The 24814-nt window shown below is 66.9% G+C and carries 26 protein-coding genes and 2 tRNA genes; 10 read left to right on the top strand and 18 right to left on the bottom strand.

Features of this window, described 5'->3' with window-relative positions; translation table 11 throughout:
• The first annotated feature begins 67 nt into the window (after positions 1 to 67).
• The 5 genes from N5C18_RS21425 to N5C18_RS21405 all read left to right on the top strand — a co-directional run bounded on the left by N5C18_RS21425 (position 68) and on the right by N5C18_RS21405 (position 4030).
• A complete protein-coding gene (locus tag N5C18_RS21425) occupies positions 68 to 865 on the top strand; it encodes a Tox-REase-5 domain-containing protein (RefSeq protein ID WP_279945562.1) in 798 nt (265 codons plus the stop codon).
• The gene (locus N5C18_RS21420) at positions 865 to 1614 is read left to right on the top strand and encodes an Imm52 family immunity protein (protein ID WP_279945561.1); all 750 of its coding nucleotides are present in this window, start codon (positions 865 to 867) and stop codon (positions 1612 to 1614) included. The genes N5C18_RS21425 and N5C18_RS21420 overlap by 1 nt, the downstream gene beginning before the upstream one ends.
• Before the next feature lie 11 nt (positions 1615 to 1625).
• The gene (locus N5C18_RS21415; RefSeq protein WP_279945560.1) at positions 1626 to 2375 is read left to right on the top strand and encodes an Imm52 family immunity protein; all 750 of its coding nucleotides are present in this window, start codon (positions 1626 to 1628) and stop codon (positions 2373 to 2375) included.
• A gap of 68 nt (positions 2376 to 2443) precedes the next feature.
• A complete protein-coding gene (locus N5C18_RS21410; RefSeq protein WP_279945559.1) occupies positions 2444 to 3193 on the top strand; it encodes an Imm52 family immunity protein in 750 nt (249 codons plus the stop codon).
• Positions 3194 to 3676: 483 nt separating this feature from the next.
• On the top strand, positions 3677 to 4030 hold the full coding sequence (locus N5C18_RS21405) for a hypothetical protein (protein ID WP_197564299.1): 354 nt from the start codon (positions 3677 to 3679) through the stop codon (positions 4028 to 4030).
• Positions 4031 to 4161: 131 nt separating this feature from the next.
• On the opposite strand, the gene N5C18_RS21400 is transcribed toward N5C18_RS21405, so the two are convergent.
• From N5C18_RS21400 to N5C18_RS21380, 5 genes are all read right to left on the bottom strand, one after another.
• Positions 4162 to 4238 (bottom strand) — tRNA-Pro (locus N5C18_RS21400).
• A 140-nt stretch (positions 4239 to 4378) separates the two neighbouring features.
• Positions 4379 to 4455 (bottom strand) — tRNA-Pro (locus N5C18_RS21395).
• Positions 4456 to 4510: 55 nt separating this feature from the next.
• Positions 4511 to 4627, bottom strand: a complete 117-nt coding sequence (cydX, locus tag N5C18_RS21390) for a cytochrome bd-I oxidase subunit CydX (RefSeq protein WP_008268311.1) — start codon at positions 4625 to 4627, stop codon at positions 4511 to 4513.
• 54 nt (positions 4628 to 4681) lie between these two features.
• The gene (cydB, locus tag N5C18_RS21385) at positions 4682 to 5833 is read right to left on the bottom strand and encodes a cytochrome d ubiquinol oxidase subunit II (protein WP_006457007.1); all 1152 of its coding nucleotides are present in this window, start codon (positions 5831 to 5833) and stop codon (positions 4682 to 4684) included.
• 15 nt (positions 5834 to 5848) lie between these two features.
• Positions 5849 to 7438, bottom strand: coding sequence for a cytochrome ubiquinol oxidase subunit I (locus N5C18_RS21380; RefSeq protein ID WP_006457005.1), 1590 nt, complete (start codon positions 7436 to 7438; stop codon positions 5849 to 5851).
• Positions 7439 to 7666: 228 nt separating this feature from the next.
• Between N5C18_RS21380 and cydD the strand changes: the two genes are divergently transcribed.
• Both cydD and cydC read left to right on the top strand, forming a co-directional pair.
• On the top strand, positions 7667 to 9415 hold the full coding sequence (cydD, locus tag N5C18_RS21375) for a thiol reductant ABC exporter subunit CydD (protein ID WP_164242850.1): 1749 nt from the start codon (positions 7667 to 7669) through the stop codon (positions 9413 to 9415).
• On the top strand, positions 9412 to 11085 hold the full coding sequence (gene cydC / locus N5C18_RS21370) for a thiol reductant ABC exporter subunit CydC (protein ID WP_164242851.1): 1674 nt from the start codon (positions 9412 to 9414) through the stop codon (positions 11083 to 11085). The genes cydD and cydC overlap by 4 nt, the downstream gene beginning before the upstream one ends.
• A 71-nt stretch (positions 11086 to 11156) precedes the next feature.
• On the opposite strand, the gene N5C18_RS21365 is transcribed toward cydC, so the two are convergent.
• The 11 genes from N5C18_RS21365 to ccmA all read right to left on the bottom strand — a co-directional run bounded on the left by N5C18_RS21365 (position 11157) and on the right by ccmA (position 19529).
• Positions 11157 to 11501, bottom strand: coding sequence for a DUF1294 domain-containing protein (locus N5C18_RS21365; protein ID WP_049456024.1), 345 nt, complete (start codon positions 11499 to 11501; stop codon positions 11157 to 11159).
• A complete protein-coding gene (locus N5C18_RS21360; RefSeq protein ID WP_279945558.1) occupies positions 11502 to 12614 on the bottom strand; it encodes a homoserine O-acetyltransferase in 1113 nt (370 codons plus the stop codon). It lies immediately after the preceding gene.
• Between the two features lie 153 nt (positions 12615 to 12767).
• Positions 12768 to 13757: a tetratricopeptide repeat protein gene (locus N5C18_RS21355; protein ID WP_279945557.1), complete on the bottom strand. Its 990-nt coding sequence runs from the start codon at positions 13755 to 13757 to the stop codon at positions 12768 to 12770.
• Positions 13751 to 14200, bottom strand: coding sequence for a cytochrome c-type biogenesis protein (locus N5C18_RS21350; protein WP_279945556.1), 450 nt, complete (start codon positions 14198 to 14200; stop codon positions 13751 to 13753). Before N5C18_RS21350 ends, N5C18_RS21355 begins: the two co-directional genes overlap by 7 nt.
• A 4-nt stretch (positions 14201 to 14204) precedes the next feature.
• Positions 14205 to 14822, bottom strand: coding sequence for a DsbE family thiol:disulfide interchange protein (locus N5C18_RS21345; protein WP_006456733.1), 618 nt, complete (start codon positions 14820 to 14822; stop codon positions 14205 to 14207).
• Positions 14823 to 14830: 8 nt separating this feature from the next.
• Positions 14831 to 16750: a heme lyase CcmF/NrfE family subunit gene (locus tag N5C18_RS21340; protein WP_279945555.1), complete on the bottom strand. Its 1920-nt coding sequence runs from the start codon at positions 16748 to 16750 to the stop codon at positions 14831 to 14833.
• Entirely contained in the window at positions 16751 to 17212 is a 462-nt protein-coding gene (gene ccmE, locus N5C18_RS21335; RefSeq protein WP_279945554.1) for a cytochrome c maturation protein CcmE, read from the bottom strand.
• Complete coding sequence (ccmD, locus tag N5C18_RS21330; protein WP_005410342.1) at positions 17209 to 17397, bottom strand: heme exporter protein CcmD; 189 nt, start codon at positions 17395 to 17397, stop codon at positions 17209 to 17211. Before ccmD ends, ccmE begins: the two co-directional genes overlap by 4 nt.
• Entirely contained in the window at positions 17394 to 18164 is a 771-nt protein-coding gene (ccmC, locus tag N5C18_RS21325) for a heme ABC transporter permease CcmC (RefSeq protein ID WP_279945553.1), read from the bottom strand. Before ccmC ends, ccmD begins: the two co-directional genes overlap by 4 nt.
• A gap of 43 nt (positions 18165 to 18207) precedes the next feature.
• Positions 18208 to 18903, bottom strand: a complete 696-nt coding sequence (gene ccmB / locus N5C18_RS21320; RefSeq protein WP_006456616.1) for a heme exporter protein CcmB — start codon at positions 18901 to 18903, stop codon at positions 18208 to 18210.
• Positions 18900 to 19529 (bottom strand): heme ABC exporter ATP-binding protein CcmA, encoded by a 630-nt coding sequence (gene ccmA, locus N5C18_RS21315; protein ID WP_049456031.1) that lies wholly within the window; start codon positions 19527 to 19529, stop codon positions 18900 to 18902. The genes ccmB and ccmA overlap by 4 nt, the downstream gene beginning before the upstream one ends.
• Before the next feature lie 185 nt (positions 19530 to 19714).
• On the opposite strand from ccmA, the gene N5C18_RS21310 reads away from it, so the two are divergent.
• From N5C18_RS21310 to N5C18_RS21300, 3 genes are read left to right on the top strand one after another with little or no spacing between them, the layout of a single operon-like run.
• Entirely contained in the window at positions 19715 to 20863 is a 1149-nt protein-coding gene (locus N5C18_RS21310) for a pyridoxal phosphate-dependent aminotransferase (RefSeq protein ID WP_005410338.1), read from the top strand.
• Positions 20864 to 20877: 14 nt separating this feature from the next.
• Positions 20878 to 21684, top strand: a complete 807-nt coding sequence (locus N5C18_RS21305; protein ID WP_164241227.1) for an amidohydrolase — start codon at positions 20878 to 20880, stop codon at positions 21682 to 21684.
• A 26-nt stretch (positions 21685 to 21710) separates the two neighbouring features.
• The gene (locus N5C18_RS21300) at positions 21711 to 22148 is read left to right on the top strand and encodes a hypothetical protein (protein ID WP_279945552.1); all 438 of its coding nucleotides are present in this window, start codon (positions 21711 to 21713) and stop codon (positions 22146 to 22148) included.
• A gap of 151 nt (positions 22149 to 22299) precedes the next feature.
• On the opposite strand, the gene N5C18_RS21295 is transcribed toward N5C18_RS21300, so the two are convergent.
• Both N5C18_RS21295 and scpB read right to left on the bottom strand, forming a co-directional pair.
• Positions 22300 to 23934, bottom strand: a complete 1635-nt coding sequence (locus N5C18_RS21295; protein ID WP_164241226.1) for a pseudouridine synthase — start codon at positions 23932 to 23934, stop codon at positions 22300 to 22302.
• Positions 23927 to 24802 (bottom strand): SMC-Scp complex subunit ScpB, encoded by an 876-nt coding sequence (gene scpB / locus N5C18_RS21290; RefSeq protein WP_279945551.1) that lies wholly within the window; start codon positions 24800 to 24802, stop codon positions 23927 to 23929. Before scpB ends, N5C18_RS21295 begins: the two co-directional genes overlap by 8 nt.
• Positions 24803 to 24814: the final 12 nt, after the last annotated feature.

Below are 24814 nucleotides of genomic sequence, written 5' to 3'. Positions count from 1 at the left end.
GCGCAAAGAACCCGAACCTGGCAGCGGCGGATCTGCTGTCGAATCTGGCAGGACACTAGGAGCAACGATGGGCACCAGAATCATCGGCCCGCGGCCTTGGCTTGGGCCCGGCATGGGAGGCGGTAACGGCAGCGTGGATGAAGACGGCAATCCGGTGGAACCCTATGGCGGGCCGACCACCGGTGACGTGGCCGACGGCATTCGCGATGTAGTGGGCGATATCCAGCAGCGGGTGCGCGGCAAAGCCAAGCCGGATGCGCGCGCTGAGCCGACGGCCAAGGCGCGGGAAGTGGACTGCTCGCAGATGCCCGGCGAGACCGCGTGCAACGAGTGCCTGCTGAAGGAAGGGTTCATTGGTCCACCCCGCACTGGGCGCTATGTCACCCGGCGCAATCTGATCAACTACGAGTACCAGCTGTACATCGCCAACCTGCGCTCGGCACCGCTGCGCTTTGGATTCATGGTGGCGGACAAGGCCGATCCGGCGCGGACGTTCTTCTCAGTGGATACGTTGTTTGACTATCTGCACCGGAAGGGCTTCTCCCGTACCGTGCAGGAGTGGCACTTCAACGCCTGTGAGTTTGATGGGTTCTGGTTGAAGGACTGTACGGTGGTGGAGGCGAAGGGGAGGTATGACCATATTTTGAATGAAGCAGGACTTCCCAAGTATGAGTTTGTGGAGCATGGAGTGTTCAGGCCTTGGGGGGTGCAGATGAACAGGCAGCGCGGCGCTATCGGTGTTGCTGGTCGGCAGGCAAAGCTACTGTGGTGCTTCATGCAGCATCGAACGATGGCGGCAGCCATTGAAACGGAATACGTCGATCCAATGCTTTGCAGGCACATACCATTCCGTGGAGATATTTGATGATTGTCAGTGCTCAAACAAACATGCGAACGGATCCTGTTTCTCGAACACCTGACCAGTTGCTCAGTTTGGCGGTACAGGCGACGCAACGTCTCGCGCCGCTTCACCCGTTGATGGCACGGTGGTATGCGCTGCCATCGAACGCAAAGGAAAAGTCAATACCGTTTGAGAATACTGGTGCGATCCTCGCCAGGATGGAGCGGAATATCGAGAAGGATCGAGACAGATTTGGGGATTTCGATGAGCTGGGCGCTTCACTGTTGCTGGCCAACGTAGACAATGATCGTGATTGGCGCACGCCAGGCCTTGTCGTGCTCGGCTTGGATCCCACACTTGGCTCCCATAAGTTTCGTCTTGTTGGGATTGAACCATTTGGTGAGGCTGCGCCAAATTTAATGCTCAATGCAATGATCGGCTTGGTGGAGGAAGTCAAGCCGCGCTATGCCTGTACGGATGTCAAAGCGATGACGCACGAGAAAGCTTTGGTGACGTACCAACTTGATCGGCGCCTGTACCAACACCGTCGGTACTTTGGCTGGATGGGCTTTGTGCCCGCGCAGATCACCCACGCCCAGATACGAGACGCGCACGCCGTCCACCCAGTTGATGGCCTGGGTACGGTCATTGTCTCGGTGCCGGGCGTGTTTGACCCCACCGATGACGCTCAGGTGGACAAGGTGCACCGCGTCGAAATGGATCTGGCCAGCTACGATCTGTTGCCGGTGGCAGATCCGAACCTCAAGGGTTGAAGGGCCAGCCTATGATCCTTGACGCTCAAATAAATCTACGCACATCGATTGTCTCCCGTACACCGGATGATGTGCTGAGCAAGGCCTTGGATCTGACGGAAAGATTGTCCCGCCTGCACTCTTTGATGAAACGCTGGTATTCGTTGCCATCGCGAAGAAAGGAGAAGTGTATTGCCCTGGAAGATTCTGCTGCAATCCTGTACAGGATGGAGCGGGATATCGAGAAGACGCGTAGGCAATTTGGGGGGGGCGAGGGATTTGGTGCCTCACTGTTGTTGGCCAACGTAGACAATGACCGTGACTGGCGTGAACCCGGGTTGGTTGTGCTCAACGTGAGTCCCGGCGGTGGCTGGACCAGTTTGAGAATTAATGGGCTGGAACCCTTTGGAGAGGACATCTCCTCAATCATGCTTGGCGCGATGATCGAATTGGTCAAGGTAATCCAGCCTGATTTCGCCTGTACCGATGTAAAAGCGCGATCGCCTGAAAGCGAATTGACCTACTACCAGATACACAGACGCCAGTATAAGCATCGGGATTTCTTCGGCTGGATGGGGTATGTCCCGGCTCGGGTTGATCAGACGCAGCTCCCGGATGCGCACGCTGTCCACGCTGTGGACGGCTTGGGCACGGTCATCGTCTCCGTGCCAGGCGTATTTGATCCCTGCGATGATGCGCAGGTGGAGCGCGTTCATCGGCTCGAAAGGGATCTAGCCAGCTACGACCTGTTGCCGGTGACCGATCCTCACTTCAAGGGCTGAGCACGACCACGGCCAGCCCTGTCGCCCCCTCGCGAAGCGCTTCCGTCGCCTATCCATGGAGGAAGCAGATGATCATTCGTGCCCAGGAAAGTCTGTGGACCACCCCCGCCTCACGTTCACCGGATGAGGTGCTGAGCTTGGCCTCGCTAACAGTACAAGGCCTCGCACTACTGCACCCATCGCTGAGAAGATGGTATGCACTGCCTTCAAGTCCTAAGGAAGAGTGTATTTCACTCGACGATTCGAGTGCGCTCCTGTTTCGAATGGAGCAGGATGTTGGCAAAGATCGTAGACGGTTCGGTGATTTTGAAACGTTGGGTGCCTCCCTCACGTTGGCCAACGTGGACAATGATCGGGACTGGCGCAAGCCGGGATTGGCCGTGTTGGATTTGAACCCAACAACAGGATTCAATTCCTTCAGTCTCGTCAGGCCCGAGCCCTTTGGCGAGGCAATTCCTTCCCTGATGGTCAACGCTTTAATTGGGCTGGTGAAGACAATACGGCCCTCGTTCGCGTGCGTTGATGTGAAGTCCCGAACGCCCGAGAAGGGGCTTGTGACCTATCAGATAGACCGCCGCCTGTATCAACACCGGGAATTCTTCGGTTGGATGGGCTTTGTGCCCGCGCAGATCACCCACGCGCAGATCCGCGACGCGCATGCCGTCCATCCGGTTGATGGCCTGGGAACGGTGATCGTCTCGGTGCCGGGTGTGTTTGACCCCGCCGACGACGCGCAGGTGGAGCGCGTTCATCGGCTCGAAAGGGATCTGGCCAGCTACAACCTGTTGCCGGTGACCGATCCTCACTTCAAGGGCTGAGCACAGCCACGACCGGCCCGCACCCACGCGAAGCGCCTCCGCCGCGCGCAGGGTGACGTAATCCGCACGACCCCCATCCTGCCGCGCGCCACAACGGCGCCTGCGGCTTAACACCTGCCAAGCCATTGCGCCCCTAGGTTCTGGACGTCCGCAGGGGCTGTGCAACAATGTCGCGAATCGTACGAATTGTTGCAGTGGCGCGTTTGCCCATTGGCACATCGTACGTTGGCGTTTACACCTTCGCATGCCACCGGAAAAGGGTGGCCGGGACTGCAAACCCGAGCTTCAGCGTGTTTTACGCTTGCCAGCCGGCGTCGCTTCACGCGGCGCCGGCTGGCATTCCGTCCGCGTTCCATGGCGGGCGGTGCGTGGGGGTGTGCGCGAGCACATCCGCCCGAACGCTGAAGCCGGGTTTTTGCAGCCACGTATCGCCCGCCGCCCTTGTTCGGCGGCATCACCGTGTTCCTTGCATGGAGAATGCCCATGAAGACGTCTGATTCTTCCTTCCCGCCTACCGGTCACGCGCCGGCCAATGCCGATGTGGCAGGCGAGCCCATCACCTTCGTCGCGCAGTTGTGTGGCATCGACAGCGGGGGCGCATCGGATGGACGGCCCTGGCCCGAACGCCAGCTCAATCCCGGCCGTTGCATGGCCCTGGCCGATGCCGATTGCGCATTGGCCGGGCTGCGCACCGTACATGCCATTCTGCTGGCTGCCGAGCGGGCGCGGCAGGATGGCGGGCCGGACCAGGATGTGGGCGACCACGTGATCGAGGGTCTGATCCAGGCCAGTCGCGCGCTGGGCCTGTATGCCGGCCTTAACGTGCGGCCCTGCTGACTCCGGGCCGTGTGGCGGGGCAGGGCGGCTGCCTTGTCCCGTTGCTGCCATTCACTGGCAGTTGCCGGGGCGCCAGGCACAAAAAAACCCGGAGGACTGTTGTCTTCCAGGCTTCTTGGTGACCACCGAAGTGGTCGGGGAGACAGGATTCGAACCTGCGACCTCTACGTCCCGAACGTAGCGCTCTACCAGACTGAGCTACACCCCGAAGGGAGCCGCCTATTCTAGCGATCTACCCCGATGGCGGCAAGGGGTAAATGCTGTTTTCTTCACACTGCCGAAGCAGTGCCACTTCAGGGAACAAAAAAGCCTGGACGACTTCACCAGGCTTCAATGCGACCACATGAGTGGTCGGGGAGACAGGATTCGAACCTGCGACCTCTACGTCCCGAACGTAGCGCTCTACCAGACTGAGCTACACCCCGAAGGAGCCGCCTAAGATACCGTGTGAAGGCCAAGGCGGCAAGGCTTTTTTACGACTCAGTGACGATTTTCCTTCTCGATACGGTTCTGCTCGCGGGCTTCGAACCACATGCCGTTGAGGATGGCCACCGTCGAGGCGAGGCCGGCACCGAGAATCCAGGCGAAATACCACATGATCAATCTCCTTTGTCCAGGGGATGTGCCGGCCGTGGGCCGGCACACCGGCCATCAGTAAGCGTTCGGGTTGTTGCCCATCTCTTCGCTGGTGGTCTTGCCCTTCAGCACGCGGTACACCCAGGTGGTGTAGGCGAGGATGATCGGCAGGAACACCGCCGTGGCCAGCAGCATGATCCACAGGGTCAGGTGGCTGGACGAGGCATCCCACACGGTCAGGCTGGAGGTGGGCTGGCTCGAGGACGGCAGCAGGAACGGGAAGATCGCAAAGCCGACGGTCAGGATGATGCCGGCGATCGCTGCACCCGAGGCGATGAAGGCCAGGCCGCCGCGACGGGCACGCAGCAGCACCGCACTGGCCAGCAGTCCGGCCAGGCCGAGCAGCGGGGCCAGGATCGTGGCCGGCATCGCGCTGTAGTTGCGCATCCAGCCACCGGCGGCGCCGAGTTCGGCGGTCTTCAGCAGCGGGTTGGTGGCGCCATCGGTGACCACCTGCGAGGTGATCTGGTAACCCGGCAGGCCGAAGGCCACCCAGGCACCGCCGACCGCGAACAGCACGAAGGCGATGATCGCGGCGATGCTGCCGAAGCGGGCGGCACGTTCGGCCACCGGGCCGTCGGTCTTGATCACCAGCATGGCGGCACCGTGCGCGACCAGCATCGACACGCTGAGCAGGCCGGCCAGCAGTGCGAAGGGCATCAGCAGGCCGAAGAACGAGCCGGTGTAGAAGATGCGCATGCTGTCATCGAAGTGGAACGGCACGCCCAGCACCACGTTGCCCACCGCCACGCCCATGATCAGCGCCGGGATGAAGCCGCCGATGAACAGCGCCCAGTCCCAGGTGTTGCGCCAGCGTTCGCTGGGCATCTTGCTGCGGAACTTGAAACCGACCGGACGCAGGATCAGCGCGAACAGGATCACGAACATCGCCAGGTAGAACCCGGAGAAGCTGACCGCATACAGCGGCGGCCAGGCGGCGAAGATCGCACCGCCACCGAGCACCAGCCACACCTGGTTGCCTTCCCAGACCGGGCCGATGGTGTTGATCACCAACCGGCGCTCGGCATCGTTGCGGGCGACGAAGGGCAGCAGCGTGCCCACGCCCAGGTCGAAACCATCCATCACGGCGAAGCCGATCAGCAGGATGCCGAGCAGCAGCCACCAGATCACGCGCAGCGTGGTGTAGTCCAGAAGAATGAAATCCATCTTGGTTCTCCTGCCTCAGGCCTGGCCGGCGGCCGGCGCCGAGGCATTGTGGGAAGCATGCGGCTGGGGCGACTGCAGCGACGGCAGCACCTCGTCCGGACCCTTGCGGATCGCCTTGAGCATCAGCTTGATCTCGACCACGATCAGCGCGGTGTAGATCGCGGTGAAGCCGGCCAGGGTCAGCACGATTTCGTGCAGGGCCAGGCCTGATGCCGCATAGAAGGTCGGCAGCACGCCATCAACCGCCCACGGCTGGCGACCGTACTCGGCCACGAACCAGCCACACTCGATGGCGATCCACGGCGCCGGCAGCGTCCACAGGGCCACCTTCAGGAACCAGCGCTTGTCCTGGAAGTTGTTGCGGCACGAGTAGTAGAAGGCCAGCGCGAAGAAGGCGATCAGGTAGAAGCCGAGGCCGGCCATCACGCGGAAGGTCCAGAACAGCGGCATCACGCGCGGCACGGTGTCCATCGCCGCCTGCGAGATCTCCTGCGGGGTGGCGTTGAGGATGTCATCGCGGTAGCGCTTGAGCAGCAGGCCGTGGCCCAGGTCCTGCCAGTGGCGATCGAACATCTCGCGCGCTTCCACGTCGTTCTTGTTGGCGCGCAGGCGTTCCAGTGCGCCGTAGGCCAGCTGGCCGCCACGCACGCGGTGCTCGGCACGCTCGACCAGCTCCAGGATGCCCGGAATCGGCTGGTTCAACGAGCGGGTGGCGATCAGGCCCATCAGGTACGGGATCTTCACCGCGTAGTCGTTCTGGTGGGTCTGCTGGTTGGGGATGCCGAAGGCGGTGAAGTCGGCCGGCGCACGCTCGGTCTCCCACATCGCTTCGATCGCAGCCAGCTTCATCTTCTGGTGTTCGCTGGCGGCGTAACCGCTCTCGTCACCCAGCACCACCACCGACAGCGAGGACAGCAGGCCGAACGCTGCGGCCACCGCGAACGAGCGACGGGCCAGGTCCTTGTGCTTGTTGCGCAGCAGGAACAGGGCGCTGATCGCCATCACGAACACCGCACCGGTTACGTAACCGGCGCTGACGGTGTGCACGAACTTGGCCTGTGCCACCGGGTTGAACACCACCGCCATGAAGTCGACGACTTCCATGCGCATGGTTTCCGGATTGAACACCGCACCGGTCGGGTTCTGCATCCAGCCGTTGGCGATCAGGATCCAGATCGCCGACAGGTTGGTGCCCAGCGCCATCAGCCAGGTCACCATCAGGTGCTTGACCTTGCTCAGGCGGTTCCAGCCGAAGAAGAACAGGCCGACGAAGGTGGCTTCCAGGAAGAACGCCATCAGGCCTTCGATGGCCAGCGGCGCACCGAAGATGTCACCCACGTAGTGGCTGTAGTAGGACCAGTTCATGCCGAACTGGAATTCCATCACGATGCCGGTGGCGACGCCCATGGCGAAGTTGATGCCGAACAGGACGCCCCAGAACAGGGTCATCCTGCGCCAGATCTCCTTGCCGGTCATCACGTACACGCTCTCCATGATGGCCACCATGAAGGACAGGCCGAGGGTGAGCGGTACGAATAGGAAGTGGTACATCGCGGTCAGCGCGAATTGCAGCCGCGACAGTTCTACGACTGTCTGATCAATCATGGCCTGGCTACCTCGTTGGATAGTGCCGTTGCAGGTGGCGGGAAGGGTGGTCTACGACGTGAATGATGTGACCGACTACTTCAAACAGCCTTGATCCAGATCAATGTATGAACAGGTGACCCGGTTGATCGTATGCCAACCTGATGAAGACTGCGACTGCCGGCCGCAGGGGCCGGCTATTGCCTGCGCCTACAATGCCGTGTCTCCCCCGCTGCCCGTGAAGACCTCTTGAGCGCTGCCGAAACAACCCCCGACGGCCTTTCCCAGGAAGCCGAAACGACCCGCCAGCGGCGCGCCCGCACTGCATGGCTGGCCGATCTGGCGCGGCCCGCCCGGGGCCGCCAGCGCCTGGCGGCGCTGTGCATCAGCCTGTCCGGGGCGCTGCTGATCGGCCAGGCCGCCGCCATTGCCTGGCTGGTGCAGCAGGTGCTGGTGGAGCGCGCGCCGCTGGCGTCGGGCCTGCCGGTGCTGGGCGGACTGGCGCTGATCCTGGTGCTGCGCACGCTGCTGGGCAGCGCCACCCAGGCCGCAGCCGGTGATGTGGCCGATGCTGCGCGGCTGGCACTGCGCGAACGTGTGTTCGCGCGCCTGCTGGGCCATGGCCCGCTGTGGCTGCGCCAGCGTCGCACCGGCGAGCTGGGCGAACTGGTGCTGCATCACGGCGATGCGATCGAGAATTATTACAGCGGCTTCCTGCCGGTACGCACCGAGGTGGTGGTGGTGCCGCTGCTGATCCTGGCCGCAGTGGCCTGGGTCGACTGGGTGGTGGCGCTGATCCTGTTGTTCACCGCGCCGCTGGTGCCGTTCTTCATGATGCTGGTCGGGTGGGGCGCTGAAGCGGCCGGTCGCGCCCAGCTGGGGGAACTGGCGCGGATGAGCGGCCACTTCGCCGATCGCATCAAGGGCCTGGGCCTGCTGCGCCTGTACGGCCGTGGCGAAGCCGAACTGGCCGGCGTGGAGGCCGCCGCCGAAGGCGTGCGCCTGCGCACGCTGAAGGTGCTGCGGATCGCGTTCCTGTCATCCACGGTGCTGGAATTCTTCGCCTCGGTGAGCGTGGCGATGGTTGCGCTGTACCTCGGCCTGAGCTACCTGGGCATGATGTCGCTGCATGCAGCGGTGCCGACGCTGGGCGCCGGCCTGTTCTGCCTGCTGCTGGCCCCGGAGTTCTACGCACCACTGCGGCGGTTGGCCGCGCACTACCACGACCGTGCCAACGCCCTGGCGGCGGCCGCCGAAGTGGAGCGCCTGCTGCAGTCGCTGCCCGACGAACAGGGCCTGCTCCTCGACAACGAGGGCGCCGCGCTGGCGGTGGAGCCGGCCGAGGCCGCCTTGCCGCCGCTGCGCGCGCAGGGGCTGGTGCTGCGTCCGCTGGGCGCACCGCACGATGTGCTGCAGGATCTGGATGTACTGCTGGAACCGGGCCAGCGGCTGGCCCTGGTGGGCCCCAGCGGGTCTGGCAAGAGCACGCTGCTGGAAGCGCTGGCCGGCTGGTTGCCGCCACGCGCCGGCAAGCTGCAGCTGCGCCCCGGCGTGCAGGTGGCCTATGCCAGCCAGCGTCCCTACCTGTTCCACGGCAGCATTGCCGACAACCTGCGGTTGGCCGACCCCGGTGCCAGCGATGCACGGCTGCGCGCGGTGGCCGAGGCGGCGCAGGTGCTGCAGTTCGCGCAACGACTGCCGCAGGGGCTGGACACGGTGATCGGCGAGCGCGGCTTCGGCCTGTCCGGTGGCGAAGCGCGCCGCATCGGCCTGGCGCGCCTGCTGCTGCGCGACCCGCAGGTGCTGCTGCTGGACGAGCCGACCGCCTTCCTCGATGCCGATACCGAAGCCGCGCTGCTGCGCAGCCTGGCCGCGTATGCGCGGGGCCGCAGCGTGGTGGTCGCCACCCACAGCCCGGCGGTGATCGCCTGGGCCGACCGTTGCCTGCTGCTGCCGGAAGGACGCTTGGTCGAGCCGGCACAGGCGGTGCGCGCATGAGCCGTTCACCCGATTCACTGCGTGCAGTGTTCCTGCGCCATCGTCCGCGTCTGCTGCTGACGATGCTGCTGCTGTGGACCACGATGCTGGCCGGCACCGCGCTGCTGGGCCTGTCCGGTGGTTTCCTTACTGCGGCCGCGCTGGCCGGTGCCGCCGGGCTTGGCCAGGGCTTCAATTTCTTCTCGCCCTCGGCCGGCATCCGCGGCCTGACCATGGCACGCATCGTGTCGCGCTATTTCGAGAAACTGGTTGGACACGACGCCACCCTGCGCATTGCCCGCGACCTGCGCGTGTGGTTCTTCCGCCGCGCGCTGCCACTGGCGCCGGCACGGTTGGGGGCCACGCGTACCGGCGACCTGCTGGCACGCCTGCTCGGTGACATCGGAGAGGTGGATGGCCTGCTGGTGCGTGCCATCGGGCCCTTGGTGGCGCTGGGTGCGTTGTCGCTGGTCGCGGTGGTTTCAGCAGCGCTGATCCTGCCGTCGGCGGCCGTGCTGCTGGCGGTGCTGGCATTGCTGATCGCCGTCGGTGTGCCGTGGCTGGGCGTGCGCGGTCGCGATGATGAAGAAGCAGACCGCGCCGCGCATCGCGCCGCGTTGCGCACCGCTGCATTCGAAGGACTGGAAGGGGCCGGGGATCTGGCCGCGCTGCATGCCGATGCGGCGTGGCAGTTGAAGGTGCGGGTAGCGGCCAAGCAGCTGGCCTCGCGCGACCGTCGCCGGCGCTGGCGCCTGATCGCAGCCTCGACCCTGCATGGCCTGGTGGCTGGGCTCGGCCTGGTGGCGATGCTGGCGTTGGCCCTGCATGCGGCCGAACAGCAGCGCATCGCGCCGGAAATGGCCGCCGGCCTGGTGTTCCTCACCGTGGCGTTGATCGAGTTGTGGGCGGGCATGGGCCTGGCCTGGCAGTCGCTGCAGTCCGGGCGCATCGCCGCCGATCGCTTGCAGGCCATCGTTGAGCAATCGCCAACGGTGGAGGATCCGTCGACGCCGCACGCCGTACCACAGGCGGCGCGCGTGCATTGGGACGATGTGCATTTCCAGTGGCCGGGCGCGGCGCGGCCGGTGCTGTCCGGCCTGCAGCTGACCCTGGCACCGGGCGAGCGCATCGCGATCCGTGGCGACAGCGGCAGCGGCAAGACCACCTTGTCCAGCCTGCTGCTGCGGCTATGGGATCCGCAGCAGGGGCGAATTACCTACGGCGGCCGCGACCTGCGCGATTTCGCCCAGGCCGAGTGGCATCGGCAGCTGGCGTGGCTGCCGCAGAACGCGCCGGTGTTTGCCGGCACGGTGGCCGAGAACCTGCGGCTGGGTGATCCCGACGCCAACGACGTCGAGCTGTGGGCAGTACTACGCCGGGTACGCCTGGCCGAATGGGCCGAGCGCAATGGCGGCCTGCAGGCCTGGGTTGGTGAGAACGGTGCGACGATGTCGGCCGGGCAGGCGCGGCGCCTGGCACTGGCGCGCGCGCTGTTGCGCAATGCGCCGATCCTGTTGCTGGACGAACCGACCGAGGGGCTGGACGTGGATACCGCACGCGCGCTGCTGCAGGACCTGTCCGGACTGCTGGACGGTCGCAGCCTGCTGATGATCACCCATGATGATCTGCCCGACGGCGTGGTCGATGCGCAGTACCGGTTGCGTGACGGGGTTCTGATCCGCGAACCGTGAATGGTAGTGCCGGCCGCTGGCCGGCAACCCCATGATTGCCGGCCCGCGGCCGGCACTACCGATTGCGAGCGTTACCGCGAGAATTCGCGCAGCATCACCGCGATCGAGGCCACGTTGGCCAGCACGCACAGCCAGAACACCCACTGGAACGCGGCCTTGCGATGCTTGTGACGAAACAGGGCCTGGCCCAGCAGCGCGCCTGGCCAGCCTCCGGCGAAGGCCAGCAGCTGCAGGGTGCGCTCGGGAATGCGCCATTGCTTTCGCTGCGCCGCACGCTTGTCATGGCCATACAGCCCGAACGACACCACGCTGGCCAGCAGGCACCAGCCGCCCAGCCACAGTGGCAGCACGCCGCTGACCATCAGCGCGATCAGCGCACCGAAGGCGGCGAGCCCGAGATTGCGCCGCCACGCCACTTACAGCGCGTCGAGGAAGCCGCGCACGGCCGGGCCGAAACGCTCGAAATCAACAAGGAACGCATCGTGGCCCTGCGGCGACTCCAGGCCGACGAAGCGCGCATCGGCACCGCCGGCACGCAGGCCGTCGGCGACCTGTTGCTGCTGCTGCACCGGGAACAGGATGTCGGTGTTGGCGCCGATCGCCAGCGCCTTTTCCACCCGGATCTTTGCCAGGCCAGCCAGCACATCGCCATCGGCGTACTCGGCCAGATCGAACCAGTCCATCGAGCGGCTCAGGTACAGGTAGCAGTTCGGATCGAAGAAGCGCACGAAGCGCCGCGCGTGGCCCTCCAGGTAACTTTCCACCTGGAATTCAAGGCCGAACGGATCATCGTCGGCCTGGTCCGAATCCAGCCGCACGCGGCCGAAACGACCATCCCATTCCAGTGCCGAGCGATACGTGATGACGCCCAGCTTGCGCGCCATGCGCATGCCCGACTCGGGGTACTCGGCATCATCGTAGTGGCCAGCGTTCCAGCGCGGGTCGAGGCGGATCGCCTCGCGCTGCAGCGAGCGGATCGCGATCGAGAACGGCAATGCCTGCGCGCTGCCGGAGATGTTGACATGGCTGCGCGCGATGCCCGGGTGCAGCATCAGCACCGCCAGCGCGGTCATGCCGCCCATCGAGTTGCCGACCACGCAGGCCAGCTGCGTGATGCCCAGCGCGCGCACCACCTCGATGGCAGCGCGCGCGCCGTCTTCGATCGACAGCTCGGGGAAATCGAGGCGGTAGGGTTCACCGGTAGCGGGGTTGAGCGAGGCCGGACCGGTCGAGCCCTTGCAGCTGCCCAGCGAGTTCACGCACACCACGAACCAGCGATCGGTATCGATCGGCTTGCCGGGCCCGACCATCGCCTCCCACCAGCCCGGTGCCGGGTTGGCATCGTTGGCTGCGGCATGCGCGTCCGGTGACAGGCCGGTCACGATCAGGATCGCATTGCTGGCATCGGCGGCCAGCGTTCCCCAGGTTTCGTAGGCCACGCGTGCGCCATGCAGTGCGCCACCGCGCTTGAACGGGAATGGCGAGGGCAGGGCGTGGAAGCGGGTGCCGGGCGGGATGAATTCGGTCATGCAGTCATTCTAGCGGGGCCGCATGTGGAGCTGGCGACACGCTGGTTTCCATCGACGATGCACCCGGTAGTGCCGGCCGCTGGCCGGCAACCCCATGAACGCTGATGCATCTGCGTGGTTGCCGGCCAGCGGCCGGCACTACCCTGGGGTGTGCTACGGGAACCGCAGTTCCACCACGCCCTCATGCGGCAGGCTCACCTTCACCGGTGTGCTCTGCAGGTCGTCCTCGCTGCGGTTGGCGCTGCCGCTGCGCGAAATGCGTGCCAGCACTTCCACTTCGCGATGCGCCGACAGCGGCGCGGTCGGCATCGGGCTGTCGCCGTCGCCGAGCCCGACCGTGGCCGGGAAGTCCGCCAACGGGAGTTTGCGCGCGGCCACCGGCATCGGCGGCCCACCCACGGCGCGGGCCAGCACGAACACCCGGGTGCTGGCCGGCCACTCCGAGCCCTGCAACGCAGGCAGCTGTACGCGCACCTGCAGCAGTGCCGGTGGCGGCGCAGCGGTTGCATCGGGCGCCTGGCCGGCGGCCTCGCGGGCGATGGCGATCTGTGCCTGCAGCGCCTGCGCGGCGCCGGGCTCCAGCCGCGGCAGCAGGCCGCTCCAGATATCGGCGGCCTCGGCATTCCGGCCGCGCTGGCGCAGCGCGATGCCGAGCAGCCAGCTGGCGCGCTCGGCGTCCGGGGCCAGCGTGCGCGCCTGCTGCAACCAGCCGATTGCGGTGTCATCGAACTGTTTCCCGGGGTCGGCCTGGGCACGTGCCTGTGCGGCTTCCACCAGCACGCCGGGGTCGTCCGGAGCCAGTGCGGCAGCACGTGCGAAGGCCTCTGCGGCGGCGACGGCATTGCCCAGCTCGGCCTGCGAACGGCCCAGCAGTGCCCAGCCATCGGCCCGCTGCGGGTCGCGCTTGAGTGCATCCTGCAACGCCTGCACGCCATCGCGCAGCGTCGCGACCGACGGTGCCGGCTGTACCTGCGCGGCGCGCGGGTCGCCCACCAGCAGGTACAGGCAGGCGCCGGCCACACCGAGTGCCAGCACGCCCACGGCGAAACCCCTGCGGCCGTGGCGGCGCAACGGCCACAGCACCAGCGCCGCCATCAGTGCGGCAACCAAGCCGGCCAGCAGCGGCAGCCAATGACTCACCATTCCTCTCCTTGGTCGGCCTGGCTGGCCGGCGTGGCGGCGACCGTGCGGCCACGCCGCCGGACGATGCCGAACACCACCAGCGCACCGGCCCCCAGCACCAGCAGCGGGCCGCCCCACAGCAGCCAGGTACCCGGCTGCAGCGGTGGCTGGTACAGCACGAACTCACCATAGCGAGTCACCAGGAACTGCTTGATCTGCGCGTCGTCGTGGCCCTGCTGCATCAGCTGCAGTACCTCGCGGCGCAGGTCCTGCGCGATCTGCGCGTTGGAATCGGCCAGTGACTGGTTCTGGCACTGCACGCAGCGCAGCTGTGCGGCCAGGTCATGGAAGCGACGCTCCTCGGCGTCATCGCGGAACTGCAGGGGCTGCGGATCGTGCAGCGGCTGCTGGGCCAGCACGGCCAGCGGCAGCAGTAAAAGCAGCATCGTCAGCAGCCAGCGCATCGGCTCAGGGCGCCGTGTGCAGCGTGCTGCCGGCACTGCCCTGGGCCTTCTCGATCTTCTCCAGCGCCGGAATCAGTTTCTCGTCCACCACGCGCTGGGTCATCGCGCCGCTGTACTTCCAGCGCACGATGCCGCTGCCATCGACCAGGAAGGTTTCCGGTGCGGCGGTCACGCCCCAGTCGATCGCGGTGCGGCCTTCAACATCGCTGAGCACCACCATGAAGGGATTGCCCAGCTGTTCCAGCCAGTGCAGCGCGTCGGTCGGATCGTCCTTCCAGTTGTAGCCGATCACGCGCACGCGCTTGCTCTCGGCGAAGCGGGTCAGCACCGGGTGTTCTTCGCGGCAGGCCGCGCACCAGCTGCCCCACACGTTCAGCAGGTAGGGCGCGCCGCGCAGGTCGTCGCTGTGCACGATCATTTCCGGGTCATGCAGCACCGGCAGCGCAAACGCCGGCGCCGGCTTGTCGATCAGGGCCGAGGGCAGCACGTCGCGCTGCGGATCGCCCGATTTCATCACCCCGTAGATCATCAGCCCGAGCAGGCCGAAGAAGAACAGCACGCCGATCACGATGGCTACCGGCGGCAGCGGGCGGGAGGGGCGCGGGGCGGGGGACTCGGACATGGGAACTCCTACGGACGACGGAAACGGCGGTCGGCGGCGGTGATGAATCCGCCCAGGGCCATCAGCAGCGCGCCCAGCCAGATCCAGCGCACGAACGGCTTGATGTGCACCCGTACCGCCCATGCATTGTTGCCCAGCGGCTCGCCCAATGCCACGTAGACATCACCGTCGAAGCGTGCGTCGATGCCGGCCTCGGTCATCACCTGGCCACCGCTGGCGTACTGGCGCTTCTCCGGATGCAGCAGCGCCTGCTCGCGGCCGTTGCGGAACACCCGCAGATGGCCGCGGTCGGAAATGAAATTGGGGCCTTCGCGATGGTCCACGCCTTCGAAGCGCACTTCATGGCGGCCGACCACCAGCTGCTGGCCCGGTGCCAGCGCCACTTCACGCTGCACGTTCAGTGCTTCCACCAGCAAGGCGCCAGCCAGGAACAACGCGATGCCGGCGTGGGCGACGATCATGCCGAGCATCTCGGCGGTGAAGCGGCCGTTGCCGCGCAGCCGCTGCCAGACGAAACGCGCGGTACCGAACCCGACCCAGGCCGCCGCGGCCACGCCGAGGCCGGCCTTCCAGCCATTCTGCGGCGCCTGCCACCAGGCCAGTGCGCCGAGCACGATGGCCAGTGCCAGCCACGGTGCCAGCAGCGCGAAGGCACGCGAGGGCTGGTCGCGCTGCCACTTCACCAGTGGGCCGAACGGCAGCAGCAGGATCATCGGTGCCATCAGCAGCAGGAACAGGCTGCCGAAGTAGGGCGGACCGACCGAGATCTTGCCCAGCGACAGCGCATCGGCCAGCAGCGGGTACAGCGTGCCCAGGAGCACCATCGCGCAGGCGGTGGCCAGCAGCAGGTTGTTGGCCAGCAGCAGGGTTTCGCGCGAGGTGGCGGTGAAGCCACGGCGCGGATCGTCGGCGTCCACGCTCAGCTGGCTGGCGCGCAGCGCATACAGCAACAGGCTGCCACCGACCAGCACTGACAGGAACACCAGGATGAACAGGCCGCGCGACGGATCTGCAGCGAACGAATGCACGCTGGTCAGCACGCCGGAGCGCACCAGGAAGGTGCCGAGCAGGGACAGCGCGAAGGCGGCGATCGCCAGCAGCAGGGTCCAGCTGCCGAAGGTGCCGCGCTTTTCGGTGACCGCCTGCGAGTGGATCAGTGCTGCACCAACCAGCCACGGCATGAAGCTGGCGTTCTCCACCGGGTCCCAGAACCACCAGCCGCCCCAGCCCAGCTCGTAGTACGCCCACCAGCTGCCCAGCGCGATGCCCAGGGTCAGGAAGCCCCAGGCGACGTTGGTCCATGGCCGCGTCCAGCGCAGCCAGCGCGCGTCGACGCGGCCTTCCAGCAGCGCCGCCACCGCGAACGCGAACGGTACCGCGAAGCCGACATAGCCCAGGTACAGCATCGGCGGATGGATGATCAGCCCCGGGTCCTGCAGCAGCGGATTGAGGTCGCGGCCTTCCAGTGGCACCGGATTCAGGCGCAGGAACGGGTTGGAGGTGAAGATCAGGAAGGCGAGGAAGCCGACGCTGACCACACCCATCACCGCCAGTACGCGCGCCTGCACCGGTGCCGGCAGGTGCCGCGAGAACAGCGCTACCGCGCCGGTCCACAGCGCCAATACCAGTGCCCACATCAGCAGCGAGCCTTCGTGCGCGCCCCACACCGCCGAATAGCGGTAGATCATCGGCAGCAGCGAATTGGAGTTCTCGGCCACGTAGCGCACCGAGAAATCCTGCTGCACGAATGCGGCGGTGAGCACGGCGAACGCGCCGGCGACCAGCAGCAGCTGGGCAAAGGCGGCCGGTCGCGCCACCGCCATCCAGGCCGGGTTGTTGCGATGCGCGCCCACCAGCGGCAGGCCAGCCTGCAGCAGCGAGGCCAGCAACGCGCACAACAGCAGGACCTGACCCAGTTCGGGCAGCACTCAGCGCACCTCGGGTGCCGTCACCGGCACGTCGTGCTTGCGATGGGCATCGCCCATCTTGTCGGCCACTTCCTTCGGCACGTACTTCTCATCGTGCTTGGCCAGCACTTCATCGGCGACGAAAATCCCGTCCTGCAGCCGGCCGCTGGCGACCACGGCGGTGCCTTCGGCAAACATGTCCGGCAGGATCCGCGAGGTGGTCACCGGCAGCTGTGCATCGCCGTCGGTCACTTCGAAGCGCGCCTCCAGCGAGCCGACCGGGCGATTGAAGGAGCCTTTCACCACCATGCCACCGAGGCGGAAGCGCGACTGCGCATCGACATCGCCACGCAGCACTTCGGCGGGCGTGTACAGGTAGGCGATGTTGCGCTCCAGCGCCATCGCCACCAGCGCGGTGGCCAGGCCGGACGCGAGCAGGGCAAGCAGTACCCACACCAGGCGGCGACGCTGAACCGGGGTCATCGTTCCAGCTCCGTCGACAGCGGCGCGGCCGCATCCTGCCGGCCGGCACGGGTCTGCTGGCGCTGCTGCCGGGCCAGGGCCAAGCGGCGCGCCACGCGCAGGCGCAGCCACGAGCCGATGGCGTCGGCGCCAAGTACCAGCACGAACACGGCGTAGGCGCCGATCACATAGGGCAGGTGGGTCATGGCTGGGCCTCCCGGGCCGGGTGCGTGGCATCGACGCGACCGCCGACCCAGGCCTTGCCGGCCTCGCGGTCGAGGTTGTCGGCGCGCGCCTTGGCCAGTACCGAACCGGCGAACCAGAACTTGGTGCCGATCACCATCCACCACAGCGGCGCGATCATCGCGCTGCTGATCGCCGATTCACCGAACACGTTGATCGACTGGCGCTGGTGCAGGCCACCCCACCAGTCCACCGAATAGCGGATCACCGGCAGCAGGCTGACGCCGACGATGGCCAGCAGGCCGGCCGCGCGTGCGGCGCTGCGGCGGTCCTCGATGGCGTGGTACAGGCCGATCACGCCCAGGTACAGGAACAGCAGCACCAGCTCGCTGGTCATGCGCGGGTCCCAGTCCCACCAGGTGCCCCAGGTGCCCTTGCCCCAGATGCTGCCGGTCAGCAGGGTGATCAGGGTGAAGCCGGCACCCATCGGCGCACAGGCCATGGCCAGGATCTCACAGACCTTGATCCGCCAGATCAGGGCAATGGCGGCATACAGCGCCATCAGCGCGAATACGAACAGGCTCATCCAGGCACTGGGCACATGGATGTAGAGGATGCGGAAGCTGTCCAGCTGCTTGGCTTCCGGTGGCACCACCAGCAGCGCCTGCCACATGCCGACCAGCAGCACCGGTACCGCGGCGAGATAGAACACCCGCGACCAGCGGGCAGCGAATCGGTCGAACGTGGGGGGCGAACCGAGTTGGTGGAACCAGCGGACAATCGGATTCATGCGTGGCGGCTATCCAGCAGGGGTGGATTGGCTCTCAGCTCGGTCAACTCAGAGAAATGCGTATTGCAGCGGCGGTGGCCAGCGGAGCCAGCACCAGCGCGACCAGCAGGCCGGCGCCCAGCATCAGCAGCGCACCGACCGGATCCTGTCCGCGTCCGGCTGCCGCCAGGCTGCCCGCGCCGAACACCAGCACCGGCACGTACAGCGGCAACGACAGCAACGCCACGAGAATACCAGAGCGTCGGATGCCTACGGTCAGCGCGGCGACCACGCCACCGATCAGGCTCAGCAACGGCGTTCCCAGCAGCAACGATGCCAGCAACATCGGCAGCTGGTCATGCGGCAGATGCAGCATTTCCGCCAGCAACGGGCTGACCACGATCAACGGCAGCGCGGTGGTGGCCCAATGCAGCAGCACGCGCACCAGCACCAGCCACGCCAACGGTACCGGCGCCAGCAGCCATTGCTCCAGCGAGCCGTCTTCGGCATCGGAACGGAACAGCGAATCCAGCGACAGCTGGCCGGCCAGCAGCACCGCCAGCCACAGCACCGCACCGGCGGTGGCGGCCAGCAGTTGCGGCTCGCGGCCCTGGGCCAATGCGAACAACACCACCACCAGCACGGCAAACAGCAGCGGCTGCAGTGCATCGCCGCGACGGCGCCAGAGCAGGCGCAGGTCGCGCTTGAGCAGGGCGCCCGCGGTCTGCCACAGGCCCGGTTCGGTGCCCGGCGCGATCATGCGGCACCGCCGAGGTCGAGCTGGCGGGTGCGTACCGGCGGCGCGGCATAGGCGCCATGGGTGGTGACCAGCGCCGCGCCCCCGGCGCGCAGATGCGCCGAGATCATCCGGTTGACCAGAGTGATGCCCTCCAGGTCGAGGTTGGCGTAGGGTTCGTCGAGCAGCCACAGCGGTGCGGGCGACAGCCAGATGCGCGCCAGCGCCAACCGCCGCTTCTGCCCGGCGGACAGGTGACGGACCAGGGTGTCCTCGTAGCCGGCCAGGCCGACGATGGCCAGCGCGTTGCCGGGCATCTGCCGTGCACGGCGGCCGTGCAGGCCACACAGGAAGTGCAGGTTCTCCAGCGTATCCAGATCCGGCTTCAAGGCCGGCAGATGGCTGAGGTAGGCGACGTAGCGCGCGCGCTCGGCAGTGCTGGCCGGCTTGCCGTCGATCCGCACCTGGCCCGCGCCGGGCCGGGCCAGGCCGGCCAGCACGCGCAGCAGGGTGGTCTTGCCGGCGCCATTGCCGCCCTGCACCAGCAGGGCTTCGCCGGCGTCCACGTGGAAATCCAGCGGGCCGAACACGGGCTCGTCATTGCGGGAGAAGCTCAGGCCGCTGGCGGCCAGCAATGCAGGGGTGTTCAAGGGGCAGGGATCTTCATGCCGGAGTGCGGCGGCAATTGTAGCGGCGAATGCCCGTGGTAGTGCCGGCCGCTGGCCGGCAGTTCGCCCGGCGCCGGTTGTCTGGCCGCTGTTGCCGGCCAGCGGCCGGCACTACGGAAGCACGGATTGCGTAAACTCGCAGGTCTGTTCCCCCACAGCCCAGGCCGATGCAACCGAACACCAAGCTGCCCAAGGTCGGTACCACGATCTTCACCGTGATGTCCCAGCTCGCCGCCGAACACGGCGCGGTCAACCTCGGCCAGGGCTTCCCGGACTTTTCCGCGCCGCAGCGCCTGATCGATGAAACCGCCAGGGCGATGGCCGCCGGGCTGAACCAGTACCCGCCGATGACCGGCGTGGCGCCGCTGCGCCAGGCCATCGCGCAGAAGGCGCTGGACTGCTACGGCGCGCAGGTGGATGCCGACAGCGAGATCACCGTCACCAGCGGCGGCACCGAGGCCATCTTCAACGCCATCCACGCCGTGGTGCGTGCCGGCGAGGAAGTGATCGTGCTCGACCCGGCCTACGACTGCTACGAGCCGGCGATCGACCTGGCCGGCGCCAAGGCCGTGCATGTGTCGCTGGACCCGCAGACCTTCGCCGTCGACTGGGATCGCGTGCGTGCGGCGATCACCCCGCGCACCCGCATGCTGATCGTCAACACCCCGCACAACCCGTCCGGCGCGATGCTGTCGGCGCAGGACATGCAGGCGCTGGCCGAGCTGCTGCGCGGCACGCAGATCTACCTGATCTCCGATGAGGTGTACGAGCACATCATCTATGACGGCCGCCGCCACGAGTCGGCGCTGCGCTACCCGGAACTGCGCGAGCGTGCGTTCGTGATCTCCAGCTTCGGCAAGACCTACCACTGCACCGGCTGGAAGATCGGTTATGCGATCGCGCCGCCGGCGCTGACCGCCGAGTTCCGCAAGGTCCACCAGTACAACACCTTCACCAGCTTCGGCCCGGCACAGTACGGTTTCGCCGCGATGATCCGTGACGAGCCCGAGCATCACCTGGAGCTGGGCGCGTTCTACCAGGCCAAGCGCGATCGCTTCCGCGAGCAACTGGCCGGCACCCGGCTGAAGGCGCTGCCGGTGCCGGGCGGCTATTTCCAGCTGGTCGATTACTCGGCCATCAGCGATCTGCCGGACCATGAGTTCGTGAAGTGGCTGACCATCGAGAAGGGCGTCACCGCCATTCCGCTGTCGCCGTTCTACGAGAACCCGCCGGCCGGCCAGCGCCTGGTGCGGCTGTGCTTCGCCAAGAACGAAGCGACCATGGACGCGGCGATCGAACGCCTGCGTTTGCTGTGAGTGGGGCGCTGAACATGCAGGACCTGCGCATTTCCCTCGTCCAGGGCGACACCCGCTGGCACGACCCGGCCGCCAACCGTGCCTATTACGGTGCGTTGCTGGCGCCGCTGGCCGGCACCACCGACCTGGTGATCCTGCCGGAGACCTTCACCAGTGGCTTCTCCAACGAAGCCATCGCCCAGGCCGAAGGCATGGACGGCCCGACCGTGGCCTGGGTGCGTGAGCAGGCCAAGGCGTTGAACGCGGCAGTGATCGGCAGCGTGCAGCTGCGTGAGGGCGAGGGCGTCTACAACCGCCTGCTGTTCGCCACGCCGGACGGTGCACTGCAGTACTACGACAAGCGTCACCTGTTCCGCTATGGCGGCGAACACGAGCGCTATGCCGCCGGCCGCGAGCGCCTGAGCGTGGAGTGGAAGGGCTGGCGGATCAATCCGCAGGTCTGCTACGACCTGCGCTTCCCGGTGTTCTGCCGCAACCGCTACAACGTCGAGCGCCCCGGGCAGCTGGACTTCGACCTGCAGATCTTCGTCGCCAACTGGCCGTCGGCGCGTGCCTACGCGTGGAAGACGCTGCTGCGTGCGCGGGCCATCGAGAACCTGTGCTTCGTGGCGGCGGTCAACCGCATCGGCGTGGACGGCAACCAGCTGCATTACGCTGGCGACAGTGCCGTGATTGATTTCCTTGGCCAGCCGCAGGTGGAGATCCGCGAGCGCGAGCAGGTGGTGACCACCACGATCTCTGCCGAGGCGCTGGCCGCGCACCGCGCACGCTTCCCTGCGATGCTCGATGCCGATGCCTTCCACCTGGACGAGCGCGCCTGAGTGCTGCCTTCCCGCCGGATGACACCATGAAATTCTCCCTGCTGCTGGCCCTGGGCCTGCTCGCCACCGCGCTGACCGCTCCTGCGGCGCAGGCGGCCGGCAACATCGACTGCGACCTGCGCTACAACCTGTCCGGCTGGTCGCTGTTCTACAAGACCGCCTCGGGTACCGGCACCATCCAGTGCACCAACGGCGCGCGCATTCCGGTGCGCATCAAGGTCACCGGCGGTGGCCTGACCGCTGGCAAATCGAAGATCGTCGACGGCAAGGGCCGCTTCACCGGCGCCTATTCGCTGGACGACCTGCTCGGCAAGTACGTGGCGCTGGGGGCGCACGCCGGCGCGATCCGCTCCGGTGGTGCCGTGGCGATGACCAAGGGCGACGTGTCGCTGGCGCTGGCCGGTAGCGGCCGTGGCTGGGACCTGGGTGTGGACGGCTCCTCGTTCGTGATCCGGCGCCGCTGAACCCGCGAAAAGGGGACGGAGGGAATTAAGTCGTTTTTGCCGTTCGGCGCGCACTGTGGCAAAAACGACTTAATTCCCTCCGTCCCCTTTTTCTTGCGCAACGAAAAACCCCGGCCGGAGCCGGGGTTTCTCATTTCAAGCGTATCGGCGATCAGCCGCCGCGCGGGCCGCTGCGGCGCGGGCCGCCCGGACCGCGGTTGCCGCCGGGGCCACCCGGGCCACGGTTGCCACCCGGACCACCGGGACCACGGTTACCGCCCGGGCCACGGTTGCCGCCGCCCGGACCACGGCCGCCCGGACGTGCACCGTGTGCCGGCTTCGGGCTGCCGTACGGGTTGAAGCCCGGGGTCGCGTGATCGGACGGGAAGCTGGGGGCATTGCCCGGATGGCCGTACGGGTGCTTGTTGCCCTGGCCCTGCGAGCGGTTGCCCGCGCCGGCCGGACGACCCTGGCCGCCTGCGCCGCCACGGCCTTCACCACCGAAACCGCCACGGCCCTGGCCGCCACCGGCGCCTGCGCCCGGACCCTTCGGCTTGCCGTACGGACGGCCCTGGCCGCCTGCACCCGGACCACGGGCACCCGGGCCACGCGCGCCCGGACCGGCGTTGCGATGGCCGCTCGGGCCGGTGCTCACGCCATCCGGCACGTACCAGGTGCGGAATGCCGCCGGATTGCCTTCCGGCAGCGAACGGTCGTTCTTCTGCGCGCGCTGCTTGAACGGCTTCTGCGACTGCTTGGCCGCGGCTTCACCGCTGACCGTCAGGCCGCCCTTGAAACCGCCGCCCTTGCCACCGCGACCACGGCCGCGATCTTCGCGCACGTTGTCGAAGCGACGCAGCTCGCGGCCTTCATCAGCGGTGTTGTGGCCGTTGACGTAGGCATTGCCACGGCCACCCTCGCGCACGCGCACGGTGGTCTTGGCGGCGCGGCGCTGGCCGATCACCGGCTGCAGGGTCAGCGCCGACGGCGCGCCTTCTTCCAGCTTCAGCTGCGCGCGCAGGGCTTCCACCTGGGCGGTACCCAGTTCCACCGAATGGCCGCGGGCCAGTTCGCGCGGCAGGCTGACCTTGCCGTAGCGGGTGCGCTTCAGGCGGCTGACCTGGCAGCCCTGCGATTCCCACAGGCGGCGCACTTCGCGGTTGCGGCCTTCCTTCACCACGACGCGGAACCAGTCGTGCGAATCCGTGCCGCCGATGCGCTCGATCTCGTCGAACTTGGCCGGGCCGTCTTCCAGTGCAACGCCGCGGGAGAGGCGGTCGACGATGGCATCGGAGACCTTTTCCTCGCCTTCCGGGGCACGCACGCGCACCACGTACTCGCGCTCGACCTCGAACGACGGGTGCATCATGGCGTTGGCCAGCTCACCGTCGGTGGTGGCCAGCAGCAGGCCGGTGGTGTTGATGTCGAGGCGGCCGATCGCGATCCAGCGCGCGCCCTTCAGCGGCGGCAGCGATTCGAACACGGTCGGGCGGCCTTCGGGGTCTTCGCGGGTGGTCACTTCGCCTTCCGGCTTGTTGTAGACCAGCACGCGCGACGGCTCGGCCAGGGCGGTGGCGACGAAGCCGCGGCCGTCCAGCTCGATCTTGTCGCCGCTCTTGACCGACATGCCGGTCTGCGCGACTTCACCGTTGACCTTGACCAGGCCTTCGGCGATGCGCTGTTCCAGCGCGCGGCGCGAGCCGAGGCCGGCCTGGGCCAGCACCTTGTGCAGGCGCTCTTCCAGCTTGAACTGTTCGGAGGTGGCTTCGCGCTTCAGCGAGAGCTTGTTACGGGGGGTGTCACTCATCAGTTTTGCTCCGGCCGACGGTTTCGAGGTCGGCCTCTGGTTCGGAATCGGCTTGGTCAACAGCCACGGTCGTCATCGCGACGGCGTTGTCTTCGCGTTCGTTCACTGGCACCGCGCGCTCGCCCGGCGCGGAATCGGGATGCCCATCATCGAAGGGCGAAGGTGCTTGCTCATCGGAGGCCGAGGCAGGGGCTGCATCGGCGGAATCGGGGGTGTCACTGCCGGAACTGCCGGCATCATCGTTTGCGGCAGCGCCATCGGCGCCGGCCGAGATGTCCGGACCGTCAGCACCGGCGGCGGCCGGTACGTGGCGGTCCAGGGCCAGCTGGGGGTCCAGCTCGCCCAGGTCCTTCAGTTCCGACAACGGCGGCAGTTCGTCCAGGCGCTTCAGGCCGAAGTAGTCCAGGAAGCCCTTGGTGGTACCGAACAGGGCCGGCTTGCCGGGTACGTCGCGGTGGCCGACCACGCGGATCCACTCGCGCTCTTCCAGCGCCTGGATGATGTTGCTGCTGACCGCCACGCCACGCACCTGCTCGATCTCGCCGCGGGTGATCGGCTGCCGGTAGGCGATCAGCGCCAGGGTTTCCAGGGTGGCGCGGGTGTAGCGGGTCTTGCGTTCGGTCCACAACCGGCTGATCCAGCCATGCACTTCGCCGGTGACCTGGTAGCGGAAGCCGGAGGCGACCTCGACCAGTTCCACGCCGCGGCCTGCGCAGGCTTCCCGCAGGCGTTCCAGCGCACGTTCGATGCTGCCCGGCGGTGCCGGTTCCTCTTCCGGGAACAGGTCCTTCAGCTGGGCCAGGGTGAGCGGCTGGCTGGAGGCCAGCAGGGCACCCTCGACAATGCGGTCGATCAGCGATTGATCCATCGGCAGTCAGCG

The organism is Stenotrophomonas sp. GD03930, from assembly GCF_029839665.1.
Classification (GTDB): Bacteria; Pseudomonadota; Gammaproteobacteria; order Xanthomonadales; family Xanthomonadaceae; genus Stenotrophomonas; species Stenotrophomonas forensis.
Note: the sequence above shows the minus strand (reverse complement) of the source record. Positions and strands in the feature narration are given on the sequence as shown.